The 14,032-nt window shown below is 61.8% G+C and carries 9 protein-coding genes; 4 read left to right on the top strand and 5 right to left on the bottom strand.

Features of this window, described 5'->3' with window-relative positions; genetic code table 11:
* Positions 1-298 precede the first annotated feature (298 nt).
* Positions 299-748: a hypothetical protein gene (locus AC6I9V_RS04570; RefSeq protein ID WP_497898512.1), complete on the bottom strand. Its 450-nt coding sequence runs from the start codon at positions 746-748 to the stop codon at positions 299-301.
* 676 nt (positions 749-1,424) lie between these two features.
* Here AC6I9V_RS04570 and AC6I9V_RS04565 point away from each other — a divergent pair.
* Positions 1,425-2,255 carry a hypothetical protein gene (locus AC6I9V_RS04565; protein WP_497898511.1) on the top strand — a complete coding sequence of 277 codons (831 nt, stop codon included), beginning with the start codon at positions 1,425-1,427 and terminating at the stop codon, positions 2,253-2,255.
* A gap of 1,018 nt (positions 2,256-3,273) precedes the next feature.
* Here AC6I9V_RS04565 and AC6I9V_RS04560 read toward each other — a convergent pair.
* From AC6I9V_RS04560 to istA, 4 genes are all read right to left on the bottom strand, one after another.
* A complete protein-coding gene (locus AC6I9V_RS04560) occupies positions 3,274-3,495 on the bottom strand; it encodes a hypothetical protein (RefSeq protein WP_237429419.1) in 222 nt (73 codons plus the stop codon).
* Between the two features lie 280 nt (positions 3,496-3,775).
* On the bottom strand, positions 3,776-4,180 hold the full coding sequence (mscL, locus tag AC6I9V_RS04555; RefSeq protein WP_306971928.1) for a large conductance mechanosensitive channel protein MscL: 405 nt from the start codon (positions 4,178-4,180) through the stop codon (positions 3,776-3,778).
* Between the two features lie 278 nt (positions 4,181-4,458).
* Positions 4,459-5,277, bottom strand: coding sequence for an IS21-like element helper ATPase IstB (istB, locus tag AC6I9V_RS04550; RefSeq protein WP_497898510.1), 819 nt, complete (start codon positions 5,275-5,277; stop codon positions 4,459-4,461).
* Entirely contained in the window at positions 5,274-6,950 is a 1,677-nt protein-coding gene (gene istA / locus AC6I9V_RS04545) for an IS21 family transposase (protein WP_497898509.1), read from the bottom strand. Before istA ends, istB begins: the two co-directional genes overlap by 4 nt.
* Before the next feature lie 167 nt (positions 6,951-7,117).
* Between istA and AC6I9V_RS04540 the strand changes: the two genes are divergently transcribed.
* The 3 genes from AC6I9V_RS04540 to AC6I9V_RS04530 are packed head-to-tail and all read left to right on the top strand — an operon-like array spanning position 7,118 to position 13,994.
* Complete coding sequence (locus tag AC6I9V_RS04540) at positions 7,118-8,791, top strand: hypothetical protein (protein WP_497898508.1); 1,674 nt, start codon at positions 7,118-7,120, stop codon at positions 8,789-8,791.
* The gene (locus AC6I9V_RS04535) at positions 8,791-9,576 is read left to right on the top strand and encodes a hypothetical protein (RefSeq protein ID WP_497898507.1); all 786 of its coding nucleotides are present in this window, start codon (positions 8,791-8,793) and stop codon (positions 9,574-9,576) included. Before AC6I9V_RS04540 ends, AC6I9V_RS04535 begins: the two co-directional genes overlap by 1 nt.
* Positions 9,573-13,994 carry a coiled-coil domain-containing protein gene (locus AC6I9V_RS04530; RefSeq protein WP_497898506.1) on the top strand — a complete coding sequence of 1,474 codons (4,422 nt, stop codon included), beginning with the start codon at positions 9,573-9,575 and terminating at the stop codon, positions 13,992-13,994. Before AC6I9V_RS04535 ends, AC6I9V_RS04530 begins: the two co-directional genes overlap by 4 nt.
* Positions 13,995-14,032 lie beyond the last annotated feature (38 nt).

Raw genomic sequence — 14,032 nt, 5'->3', positions numbered from 1 at the left:
GTCGCGGCCCACGCCCGCCAGGATGGACGAGCCGTGCCCTGCCCGGGTGTTCGGTGACGCCGCGGTGGTGCCGGGGGTAGTTCCATTCGTCCAGCACCGGGATGCCCAGGATGCTGAAGTCCAGCCAATAGCCTGTTGCCCAGAGGACCGACGTGATGTTGGTGGCTTCGAGGTTCAGCAGCGCCGGCTCCGAGGGAAGCCAGTCGTCCTTACGCGGTGGCTTCGGCTCCGGTGCCGACATGCCGGTGGGCAATATAGCTGTCGGACATCGGCTTCATCCGCTGGTAGAACGCCGCCTCTACCAGGCCCAGGCGTTCCGGAAGGTCATCACTGAAGACGAGGCGGCCGTCGTCGGCTGGTTCCAGATGGCCGTGCAGCCGGAGGCCGCGCCGGCCGAGGTTGCGCAGGTGGAGGTCGTGGCCGCCGTCGGCGCCGGACACCAGCGGGTTGCAGGCGAACCTCGCCGCGGGGAGGGCAGCTGCCCCACGGTGAGGCCGTTCAGTCCGTAGTCGGGGCCGAATTGTGCCAGCTGCATCATCCAGTAGAGGAGGTCCTGGCCGCGGTACCGGCGCGGCGCTTCCGGGCACGTGGACACCGCCAGGTGGATATCGCGGCCTACGGCGAGCAGTTCCTCGGCGATCTGGCCGCCGGACTGGGCGGTGCCCACGATGAGCACGGCACCGTCGGGAAGTTGGGCCGGGTTGCGGTAGTCGTGGCTGTGGATCTGGTGCACATGCCCGGGGAGCACCGGCCGACGCCGCAGGGATGCGCCGGTTCTGGAAGGCGCCGTTCACCAGGACTACGTTCTCTGCCGCGAGGCGCCCGCGAGTGGTCTCCACGCTGGAGTGGCTGCCCGCCCGAATGATCCGAGTGGCCTCGGTGCCCAGCTGCACCGGTGCGACGATCCGCTGCGCATAGTCGCGGAACAGGTTAGTTGCGAACGGGCATTTGATTCGTGGTGCGTCTCTAACCGGCCCTCGCGAAGGGACTTGGCATTGAAACGGAAAACCACCCGTTCCAAGTTGGGTGTGGCATCGTCAATCACAGCAAGTAGAACTACCGCAGCACCGTCGCCGTTTGTGATTGAACAAAGATCCGACTGCCCACGGCGGAGATCTCGATCGCGGTGACGCTCATTCACGCTAGCGGCTCGCAGTTATTCGTGAGATAGCGCTGCGGACATGTTCACAGCCCCAGCGTGGCTCCTTCACGTGACCGCACCATCACTCCTTCACATGACTAGTACATCAGAACGTGACGTTACCGCTGCGTCACTCCGTCACATGGTCACAGCACGTCCTCGTTGCGTAACTACTGCATTAGTTAGTGACGTAACTACTGCATTATGTGTAAACGTAACGGCCCCCGTATTGAATTTTCGCTGAGCAAAATATTGCTTGACGGAATTTTCTTCGACTGGCAGCATGGGGTGGACGACGATCGAAAGAGAGATGCTCATGGGTCAAAAACAGGCGACTGCCCAGCCTGAAAGAGGGTTGCTGGCTGCGGGTCAGAAGCTATCGGCCGCTCTGTGGCAATACCGCGCTGCGGTCGAGGGCTATGCTGGGCACCCTCAGTCCTCAGTGGCCCTCGATGAGATCATGGAGCATTTGGCTGGCATCCCTTCACAGCTGGACGCAGAACTCACCGACCTCAATAAGGCCATCAAGCTCGTTGAATCTGGCGTTCCGATCGCATCCGCCTCTTCCCAAGGCATCAACTGGCGGCAGCATCTGAGCCCCTCATGGCTCTTTTACTACGCTGGTCTTGCCCGTACCGGTGACCAGGGATACCTGTCCCAATTGCCTGCCGTGCTTGACAAGGAAGCCGCTCGCCTGGCTAAACGCGAAGCGGAACTTACCACCCAGTGTGGCCGACCGACCCAGTCAGGGCAACCTTGCCGCAGCATTCCAATTGTGTGGCCGGGCCACGGACGCTCCAGCGGATGCAGCCGGCATATGACATCCCAGGAGAAGACCGTCATAGATGACGCTTGGGCCGAAATCGAGCTCCGCCATGATTGCCCTGGCTGCACTGCAAAAGCGGGGGAAGTTTGCCGAGAAGAACCCCACGATCTGGTACGCGTCGACGGGCTGTGGGCTCCAACCCGGACGTTCAACGGCCGCCGGACCCATGCGCCGCGGCTCGAAATGAGGACCAGTTCCACGCGAGCGGACCGGATCCGTTCAGCGGAGAGCGCGGAACAAAGCAAGCCGGATGCTGCGGGGGGCCTTGCAGCAACCCTGGCCAGATAGACCAGATAGCGGCTTCCGGTTGCTGGCCACGATCGCACGATCCTTACCGGGTCGATCTCGTGGTGACAGATGAATCGCAGTGTTGGGGCTTGTCCCAGTTGGCTATAAGCCCGGGCGCGGGCGTTGACGTACTTGTTGGACAAGCTGGCGGTTGTGGGGCCGCAGCATAATCGTTGTTGCAGTCACCTCAGGGCTGGGCCATCGGCTCCCACTAGTTGCGGTTGTCGCATAAAAAGTCAGAGGGAACTGCTAACGTCCGAGAAGTTGGTGGCTAGTGAGTATGTCAACCCGATTCAGGACCACTGAGACGGCCCGAATCAGGACCGGCCTGGCCCGGCAACCCCAGCTGATGAGCGACTCGATGGCCGCGGGATCCTGGTCGGAATCGGGATCGGAATCAACGAGACACTTGGCGTCCGGCGGGGCGGCCAGCTCTCGGTATCGAAGACTGCAAATTCCAGGTACGGTCCGGTTGCAGTTCCGCACGCCGCAGCGTCATGCTGAGCCGGAATCTGCTCTCCTGCCAGTTGCGGCTGACTAACTTCGGCGAGGGGAGAAGGCGAAAGTAAATCAAAATAGCCGACTGACAACGATCCGATGATGGCTCGTTTTGTCGCAGTTCTCAACACGTTTGCTGCGTTCCGAAGCGGTGAGGCTGGCGACGTTGTGCGGAATCTGTGACCGGCCGTGCGCCGTGATGAAATCGGTGTCAGGTGGCGGTCTTCTGTTGTCTGCCGGCGCGGGCCCGGTTAGTCTGACGGTGGAAGAGGCCCGGGCAACCAAAGTTTTGGGGGCAGGCCTCACGGCAATCGAGTCATGCCGATTCCCGCGCTGGCTCCGCTGCCCGAGGACAGAGGAGCCAGCGTGCCCAGGGCGGCCAATGTTCCTCTGCCCCAGACTGGCAGACCAGAGCCAATGAAATTCGGACGAGTCCCGGCAATCAAGGAAACGAAAAAGGTCCGACCGGCTCGGGCCGGTCGGACCTTCTCATGGCGCGTCGGCGGCCGGCAACGGCGGGTTATCCGACTTTGCCCGCCAGCGCCACGAGCACACCGGCTGTGGCGAAGAACTTGTTGCTCCCCAAGTCGCGGATGGTCTTGATGCCCATGCCGGCGAGCAGTTCATCGTGCTTTTCCGTCAGCCCGGCAAGGGCCGAGGGCGGCGCGGCCAGAACTTCGTCGAGAGTCGAGTTCTCGTAGGCCTTATCGAGTGCCTTGCCCAATTCAATAGAAACAGCCATGTACATGTCCTTTCATCGATACGGAACAACAGCACACCCGCCGCGGATCCTGCGAAGCAGGAATGGGGCATGCACGGACGCCGGGATATTTCCCCGCGCTCCTGCCGGATACGCTATCGCAGTGCACTCACCAAAACATCAATATCCGGCAATTAATGTGCACAGACGCTGCGCACCTGCATCACGATAAGCCCGGACGGCGCTGGGGCGCCGGACATTCAATTTGCCCTACCCCGAAAGAACGGCCAGCCTCTGGAGGCCGGCCTTTCCTCGTTGGCTACTAGCGGCGGTCCTGCTGCAGGGAGTCACGAATTTCGGTGAGCAAAGCAATCTGCGGATCCTCCGCTGCTTCTTCCTTGACATCCGGGTTGATGCCCAGGCGCCGGTTGCGGCGTTCGATCATATGGTTCATCGGGACAACAACGACGAAGTAGATGGCTGCAGCCACGAGCAGGAAATTGACGATGGCGGTGAGCAGGACACCGAATTTGATGTCGTTTCCGTTCAGGGTCACGACGGCGAAACTGTCGAAATTGGGCGATCCGACCAGAGCCGCAATGAACGGCATGAGAACACTTTGGACTAGGGCCGTGACCACGGCGCCGAAAGCGGCACCAATCACGACGGCGACGGCAAGGTCTACGACGTTGCCCTTCAGGATGAAATTCTTGAATCCGGTCAACATGTTCCTCAAGTTACTCCACTATGAAGCCGATTCCGTGACCAGCGGATAAATTACCGGGGGGGTGGCGAAGATGACAAGCCAGCGCTAACTGCCACGTCATCCCTTCTCGAGGAGAAAGACTTGGAAGATTTTCCCTTGGAATGCCGGTACTTTGACTCAGTTTGCCGGAATCCTGCAGATACTACGATCGCTTCCGGCAGACCTGCCATGACCGCGCAAACGGGATGCGGTAGTTCCGTGCCGGCCGAATCGACGCAGGAATGTAAATGGGCATGTCGTCAGCCGACAGGATTGCGCGCAATGCTGTGGGCGAGTCGGTAGGAGTCTGATCCGGTTTCGATGATGGCCCCGTTGAACGTCAGCCTGTCCACGATCGCTGCGCACAGCCGCGGGTCGGTAAAGGTCTTCGTCCAACCGGAAAAGGATTCATTGGAGGCGACGGCGATGGAGTTCTTCTCCTCCCTCTCGGTGAGGACCTGGAAGAGGAATTCTGCGCCGCGGCGGTCCAGTTCCATGTAGCCGAGTTCATCGATGCAGAGCAGGTCCACACGGCCGTAGCGGGCGATAGTCTTGGCGAGGACTTTCTCGTCGGAGGCTTCGACGAGTTCGTTCACGAGCCGGGTGGCGAGGGTGTATTTGACCCGGTAGCCCTTCTCGGCCGCGGCGGTGCCGAGCCCGATGAGCAGGTGGGATTTCCCGGTCCCGGAATCGCCGATGAGGCACAGAGGTGATCCCTTGCGGATCCACTCCCCCGTTCCGAGGGTGTGGATGGTGGCGGGGTTAATGTTCGGATTTGCGTCGAAGTCGAAGTCCCCGAGCCATTTGTCGCGCGGGAATCCAGCTGCTTTGACGCGCCGAATCGAAGAGCGCCGGTCCCGGTCGTCGCACTCGGCGAGCAGCAATTCGGCCAGGAATCCCTGGTAGGAGAGTTGTTCCTTTCCGGCGACGCTAAGGGCTTCGTCCAGGACGGCCCGGATCGTGGGCAGCCGGAGCCGGCGGCACGCCTGGTCCACGGCAGCGACCGCTGCCTGCTCGGTCAGACCGCGCCTCCGCCGCAGAGTCGGAGTAATGCTTGTTCCCGGGACGCTGGGGCTCATGAGATGTTCTCCTTCAACGCGGTTCCAGCGGGGTGTTCGATGCGTTTGACCAGCAGCTCGTCATAGGCGCTGACCGATGGCAGGGGCCGCGTGTCCTGAGGGAGCCCGGCGATGACCGCGGCGGGGTCCATGAGACGGCGCTGGGTAAGACTGACAACCCGTTGCACATTCACTTCAACATGAGCACCGGGATGACGGTCCGAACCGGACCCACCCACGGAAGAAATCGTTGCGTATCTGCGGGCCTCGACCGCGACGACGTCGGCGCTGACAGCACCCACTCGCAGCGCCGCAGTGATTCCTGCCTGGATGTCTCCGGGGTCCATGGAGCGGTGGAGCAGCAGGACGTCGATAAGTTCACGGGTCCCGTCGGCGTCGCCGTTGACCCTGCGGGAGGCAGCCCAGAACGCCTCATGGGCGCTGGTAAACGCCCCGGACTCCCGCGCCCGTGCCAGGGCCGTGGAACCGGGCAGCGCGCCCGGTTTGGTTTTGAGGACCTCGAGGTAGTGATCCAGTTGGACGGACTGCCCGTGTTTGGCAACGATCCGCTGATGCCTGGCTGCAACGGCCCGGCCGTCGAACACCACGACCTCGGACGCCCGCAAGGACACCCGGACTTTCCGGCCGATGAACCGTGCCGGTACGGAATACTTCACCATCCGCACCGTGATCAGCGAGGACCTGTCTACCCGCGGCGTGAGCGTCAGGCCCGGATCAAAGACCTCCCCCGGCAAGGGTGCCAGGAACGGCCGTTCGGCGGCGAAGTCCTGGCCGATGGTGCGGATCCTGTCCATGATCCGTCGGGCATCGTCCTTGGCTTCCCAGGCCCGGATCCGGTCGTTGAGCTCGTCCAGGGAATCCGTGACGGGCATGGGCGAGAGTCTGTTCCGCCGGAACCAGCCAACCTCTCCTTCGACCCCGCCTTTTTCGTGGGCTCCGTCTATCCCGGGCTGGCAGTAGAAGGCATCGACGCCGTAGTGCGAGCGGAACAACAACCACCGGTCATTCTCCAGGCGCTGCCGGCCCTGCCCGAACACCACCGCGGTCACCGCGCTGGTGAGGTTGTCATAGCGGATGTGCTTTGTCGGGATGCCGCCCAAGACCTGGAACGCTTCAAGGTGTCCCTCCAGGAAAGCTTCTTGGGCCTGGGTCGGGTATATCCGGTGGATGGCCTTGCCCGAGTGTGAAAGACGGAAAACGAACATATGACATTTCGTCTTCACACCGTCCAGGACGACCCAGACTTCACCGAAATCCACTTCGGCCTCAGCGCCGGGGGCATGTTCCTGCGGGACAAATACCTCCACCCGGCGGCCGGCTTCAACATCGATCTGGGTACGGCGGATCCGGACATAGTCCCGCACGGTCGAATACGAAAGTTCCTCAGCTCCGTGCTCCTCGAGGAGCCGGGCCAGGATCCTGCGGGCGGTATGGCGCTGCTTCCGCGGCGCCGTCGTGTCCTCGGTCAGCATGGCGTCGATCGCCGGTTTGAAGGCATCCAGCCGCGGCGATGACCTCTCCGGCGTCTTCCGCGCGGGCGGGACAGGATCCAACAAAGCCTGCCGGACTGTGTCCCTGCCGACCTGATACCGCTTCGCCAGCCCACGGATGGACAAGCCCTCCACGCGGGCGTCTCTGCGGATCTTGGCAAACAACTCCATGCGCACCCTCATCCGGACCTCCCAATGGTCGCTTTCATCAGATGAAGACAACACTGAGGGTGGTCCTAACTCAAACCGTCACAAGCCACCGGCGAGTCGTGGGTGGTCCTGGTTCAAGCCGTTACGCCGGTCCTGAACCAAACTGCCATATTCAGGCTAGCCATGGAGAAGGGCTGAGAGTGGACGATAGGTTGTTTTCAGAGGCGCTCATGTGCGACTTCAATGAGGGCCGCTCACCAGATCCGAACGCTCCAAAAATTCGGGTGTACAGTGCCGGAACCGGTGTCCTCGACGCGACCTTTGCGGACCGCGTTGCAGTACTCATGCGCTCGCGGCCCATAGTTGACGGCCTGAACAACGCCGTACATCAGGCGTGGCCCACTGATCTTTACGACGTGGCCACATTCGCACTAGCAACTATCGACTTGGTGATCTCCCGCCAAGGATTCGAAGACGAGGTCACGCAGGAAGAAGCAATCCGGTTCGTCGCCACGCTCGCTGCCACTGCGGCCCGGGACCGGCCCCAGGACGAGCATGAAAAAGTTGCTCTCTACACCATCAACCTGCTGGTCAACCGTCCCAACCACGGCCGGAAATTTTCCTACGAGATCAGCGACTTCACCGCGGTCGGGCATATCCGCCGCGGCGTTAAGTTCTGGCTGCTCAGGCTCAAGGAGGATCCCACTCGTGGGATAAGCGTCCTAAACGCGTCCTCTGATGCAATCAATGCGCTCGTCGACGGGTTGGAGTTCGACGTTACTGACGAACAGGTAGCGAACGAGGCGATGCTGGAGCGGCAGCTGGCCCGCGGTGCGTTCGCTGCCGCGGAGAAGTCCGCGACCTTGCACCGCGCGCTCTCACTGAAATTCACCCAGGAAATCCAAAGCATCCTCAAGGACACTCAAAGGGATCTGCGTTCCGTGCTCAACAAGTGGGCGAAGGAAGTGCCCGAACGACTAGATCAGGCCCGCGATCACATCCAAGAACGCCTGAGCAGCGAGTACCGATTGCTCGTCAAGGCCCGCGAGTCACTCGAAGTCGACGATCTTGAAGTACGTGCCGCCGCGGCCCGGATAATCAAAATGCTCGACGAATGCCATCATCGGCACCAGGTGCTTCACCAGAGGGTAATGGGCGCACGTTCGGTGTTCTTCAGTGAGCAAGACCGGCAGGCATTCCGGCCACCTTCCCTGGGACTTTCCCTTGATGTGGCCGAAGACGTCTTCGAGCCTTTCTGGAATCTTCCCATAGCGTTGGCTCAGCCTCTCGCAGATGATTGGCTTGTGCACGTCACCGGCCCACGGCCGCCGCGAATTCCGGACCTGGGCCGAGTAATAAACGACCTATTTGATATCCGCCGCAGGCGCGAACTCACCGATGAATCTATAGAACCCGAAGCGATCGCCGAAGCCGATCCGCCGGTGATCGCCCGGCACGTTCGTGATGCTGCGATCTGCATCGCGGCGGAAGCAGGCCTTCCAGTGAGAATATCCACCCTTATTGCTGCGTGCCTGACGGCCGATCGAGCGCTTCCGGACCTTGTCGATCGGCTGCAGGCCGCCGACTTGCTGACGCTTGCGGCGCTGTGGTGCTTCGCTCCCGATGATCGCTACGACGAGGACGAGGCCTCGGACGAGCACTTGGCGAGCGCCGAAATCGCCGCCGCGTTCTTCGGTGACCGCGCAATTTCTGATACGGACGGCACCCAGCTAACGCTCCCCGGTTGGGCCGGCGACGACCTCATCGTGGCCGGTCATGCCGACCAGTTCGAGATTGAGCCGCTGCCCAGCTCGACTACAGCTTTACCAGATTACTTTGACTTGCAACACCTCGCTTCCGGAGGACACCTCTGATGCTCACCGTCGATGACTACGCCGACATCGGAATCCTGATCGGGTTCGCGTTACAACCGAATAAGCGGCCCTCAGGGGACGACTACCGGCGAACTCTCACTCGGTACCGCAGCGAGCCCGCCTTCCGCGGTGCCATGGACGGGATCCTTGCAGGTCTCTCCGCACAGGTACTTTCCGATGGCGACTTCGGACTCATCCTCGGTGTCAGCCCCGAGTCGCCCTTCGCGTTCCGTATCGGCGACATGCCACGCACTCAGGAACCTGAGGGGCGGCTTCTGGGTGCACTTGTGCTCGTCGGCCTCGCGGCGTTTGCGTACCCGTCTGCCGAAGAGCTTGACGAGGAGCGAGTCCGGCAGGTCAACGATGTGGAGTTCGAAGAGTGGCTGCGCGTTATGTGCAAAGGGCTTGAAACGCGCGATGCGGCAGGAGAAGTCATCCCTCAGGAAGGACTCGACCACGCCTGGCGCATTTACGCGGATATGCCTGCCACATTGGTCGGTGACCGGAACCGCGGCGGCAGCCGGCTTTCGGCCAAATCCACCCTCTATTGGGTGCGCAACACGATTGGGTGGCTCGCCGAGCATGGCATGGCCCGGGCGGACAACACCACGGGCGAGGGGCACTGGTTCTTGACCGAGCGGTTTCGCGTGCAGGTCAAATACATGGGAGCGGGGCACGCCTACGCATACTTACGTGACCTCGATCGGACTTCCATCACCGGCCCTGGCGGGCGCAGCACCGACACAACCGCCAGTATTCTGGCGGATCAGAAGGAACAGTCATGACCTACCACCTTGCATCGCTCCGCCTTCGTTCCATCGGAGAACGGTCCGCACGCTTCACCGACTACACGATCTCTACTACAGGGGAGACTGGTTCCCCGCAGGACCACCTAGTGTGGCTGCGCAATGGCGGCGGGAAGTCGTCCCTTCTGTCCCTTTTCTATGCGCAGCTTCTACCCCGAAAGCTCGATTTCATGGGTCGATCCGCCGACAGACATCTGACGGACTATGTCGACGCGGGCGACACAAGCCATACGATTGCGGTTTGGCATCCGGCCACCGCCACGCCTGCCACCCTTGACGGGACCCCCGAACGAGTCTTGGTCACAGGAGCTGTCTATGAATGGGACGATCTGCGCCGTCCAGCAAACGCGTCCCGCAACAGTGATCGCCTTGGACAGTCCTACTATGCGTTCTTCGCGGTTCCGGGTGTCTTCGATCCACGCAGCCTCCCCGTCAGCGACGCAGCCGGACGTCCGACCCGCCGCAGCGACTTCCTTGGCCAGATCCGCGCGTTTGCCGCGCAGCACGCGCGCGCCGAGTTCATCACTACTGAATCCTACGGCGACTGGGAACGCGCATTAGCCGCTCGTGGGTTGGATCCTGACCTCTTTCGCTCCCAGAAGAAGATGAATCACGTCGAAGGTGGTGTGGAGAATCTATTCTCATTTACCAGCCCAAAGGACTTCATAAACTTCCTCCTCGGGCTGACAGTCTCCCCAACGGTGGTAGGCGACATTGCAGCAAGCGTCGGGCAGATCTCTGCAAAGGTCGCAAAGAGGCCCGCGACGCTCGCTGACCAAGACTTCTGCCTCACCGCTGCGAACGGGCTCGAACACCTCGCCGTCGCCTACATGGATCAGGAGACTACAGCCACCGAGGTGCGGGCCGCGACGCTTGCTGCTAGCCAGCTGTCTTCAGCGTTCACTGCTACCATCGACCGCGCCGTCGGCCGGCGCGGAGGGCTCGCTATCGACAAGGACGAGCTGACAGCCGCCCGCAGCAGGCACAACAGCGACAGATCCGTCCTCAACGACACTGCCTTCCTTTACCGCGTACGGGCCGGAACCCTGCGTTTTGATGAGGCCCGCAGCTGGTTCGCGCTGGCCGAGGAGACCTTGGATCGGTCGCGTCGAAATGTAGAGGTATGGCGTGCGGTAGGCCCGCTGGCCGAGCACAAGGACGTAGTGGAGCAACTTGCAGAAGCCCAGGCTTCCGCCATTACCGAAGCCCTTGAACTCGCTCCGCTAGCTGCGAATCACGACGACCACGCGGCTGCCTACAGGACGTTGCTCGGAGTGCTCGCCGAGGCAGCCGTCGAGCGCGCTACTGATGCCCGCACCCAAATTGACATCGCCGCTCTGCAAGAGGAGGAAGCAACCAAGCTCGCGGATACTGCGCGTTCTAATGCCGAGGAGGCGTCCGTCGCTGCGGCTCGGGTGGAAGTCCAGCTTGAACGATTCAATGCGGAGCTGCGCCACGCCGCCGAAAAGGGGCTGCTGCCCGACGTCCAGACCGACTTGGCCGAGCATGCCCGCGCCCTCGCCGCAGATCGCGAGCGGCTACGCCTGGACCTGAACGGAGTCCGAGCGCGGCGAGAGGCAAGACCGGAGGAGCGGAACCGACTCGTCAACGTGGCCATAGGGCTCGAGCGTGAGCAAGTGCAGGTCGAAAACGACCAGGACGGCCTCCGTAGTCAGCACCAGGACCATGCCGCAACAGCGACGCGGCTCGCGACCTCACGCCGCGTCGCTGCTCTGGTCGAAGCCTCGCCCGAAGTACCCGTGAGCCTGTGGGCCGACGCGGGAACGTTGCTACGCGCCCTCGATCGTGAGATCCGCCGCGTTGAGGCCGAGGTCATAACCGAGAAGGTCGCCCAGGCTGACACAAACCGCATTCTGACCGCGCACACTGAAACCGGATACCTTCCGTCCACATTGGACGTAGACCGACTCACGCGGATCCTCATAGACGGTGGGATTGCTGCAGAGTCTGGCTGGCAGCATCTGCGGTTCGTCCTTTCCCGGGAACGGCTCCCCGACGCTCTTGCACATCCAAGCTTGGCCCGTATCGGCTCAGGGGTCGTTGTCCCGACGGACCAAGCGGAGGCGGCCAGCCGCACTCTTATCGCAGCAGGTGAAACGACAGTTGCCCTAGTTTCAGTCTTTACCGCGGCTGCGGTGGGATCAGCCCTAGGCCTCCTCGAGGAGGCCGCCGGAGGAGTAACGGCCTCCACCTGGACGGGTCTAGCACCGGGGCTCGTCCACAAGGATGCTGCTGAATCTGAGGCAGCGGCTCTGGAGACCGCCGCACGAGACCATGACGCTCGCACCACCTCGATGATTGCCTCGCGAACCGAGGACCAAACGTTGCGTGACCAGATCACCGGATTCCTAAAAGCATGCCCTGCGGGGCACCTCGAAACGCTCGTCAGACAAATCAGCTCAGTCGACGCGCAGCGCGCTGAAATCGTGGATCAAATCAAAGCTAACAAACAGACTGAGCGCGACCTGGCCGCCGCTGACGCCGATGATGCGGACACCGAGGCCGTCCTCACCGACCAAATCCACGTCTTGGGTCAGAGCCTCACCCTGCTGGATAACCTGATCCGCGACTCTGCCCACACAATCGAATGGAAGGAAGGGCTGATCGCCGCTGAAGCTCGGCGCCGCACCTCGACCGAAGAAGCGAAGCGGCAACAAGTCGCTGCCAAGGCCGCCGCAGACCGTGCCCACGGACTCGACAAGGAGGCGTCTGGGTACGAGCGGTCCGGGAGAGAGTACCGTGACCGCGCCAACCTGGTCACCTTCATTGGCACCCCGACGCGTACGCTCACCGCGGCGGACGTGATCGGCTGTGATCTCGAAACCCTACATCGGCGCACCACCGAGGCCCGCCGCGACTACGAGATCCCAGCCAACAAATACCGTGCTATGGCCAGGGTTGAGGTGCTCAACCAGAGACTCGCCGAGCTCAGCGCCAACTTACCTAGCGACCCTGACATCCGCACCGATGCCGAGGCCGCCCTGACCACCACGGCGGGGCTAAGCCGGCAGAATCGCAACGACGCTCTAGCCGCTGCTGAGAGCTCCCGCTCCCAGGCAGAACAGGCCCGGGGCCGCGCCGAAGGCGCCGTTGCTGAAGCCGAGTCTGCACTAAAGGAGATCCAATCCCGCCGTATCGATGTGCCACGGCGCACGATCCCTTTTGAGCCGATCAATGAGGCTCACGCTATCGATCTGGCAGAGGAACAGGAAGCCCAGTCGGCCCGGCTCCTGGAATCCATCAACCGCGTCGAGGAAAACCTCAGGGAGATTGACGATCAGGACGTCGATCTGGCCAACATGATTATCAACTTCGGGCTTTTGGCTGACAACCTGCCTGGCTCCCCAGCCGATGACGGTCCTGCGGAACCATTCCCTAGTGACATTGGCGCCGCAAAGAGCGCTCTGGCCGGTGTCCTTGTCGCCCTTCAACACGCAGAAGAACGGGCGGCGGCATCGGAGAAGCAGATTTCCGAACAGGTCTCCGCTCTACGGATCATAGCGACCAGACACTCGGACGTCCCAGTGAAAGCGCGTGACCGGATCCTCTACGACACCGAGCCGGCGCTGGCCGCGAACGCCAAGAGCCTCGCCGCGAATCTGTGGCTGCGCGCGGAGCATCTAGCCAGCGATCTGGCGTCCATCGCAGCCGACCAAGCCATCGTCACCGAGGTACTTGCGACAGCGGTCGCTGACAACCTTTCTATGATTCATCGCACGCAGCGGTTCTCAGCCATCCCAGACGGTTTAGGGGTGCTGTCGGGGAAGCAGCTCCTCAAGATTAAGTTCGTGGGCGCTACCGACGCGGAGCTACGGGCCCATGTGAACCAAGTTCTTGAAGAATTTATCGATAAGGGCAACAAGCCTGACGGAATGGAACTGCTGAAAGCGGCGACCCATGCCGCCGTCGGAACCCGTGGTTTCACGGTTAAGGTTTTAAAGCCCGTTCACGACCTAACTCCTATCGAGGAGAACGTTGACGCTCTCGGCAAGTGGTCTGGTGGGGAGCGGCTAACCGCCGGTGTTGCCCTATATTGCACCATCGCCAAGATCCGTGCAGTCAGCACCGGCCATAAGGAGCGTTTCGGCGGCATGCTCATTCTCGACAACCCTATCGGACGTGCTTCTCATGGTCCGCTAATCGACCTTCAACGCAAGGTCGCCGCCGCCCAAGGTGTCCAACTCATATACGCAACGGGGGTCAAAGATTTTGACGCGGTATCCCACTTCCCTGGTGTCACTCGTCTCGAAAACCGGGCGGGAAGAACGGGCACGCGCCGTTATATCCGCGAGATGGAGGATGACGCTCACGAAGCCATCTTAGGCACGCGCGTAGTTCATATCGAACGTCCCACCCGTCCAATTGTTGACTTATGAGCGTGACGGACGCCGCACGCCCGAGTGGGCACGGACGA

It is taken from the genome of Arthrobacter sp. SlRoot2-15, from assembly GCF_059739345.1.
Note: the sequence above shows the minus strand (reverse complement) of the source record. Positions and strands in the feature narration are given on the sequence as shown.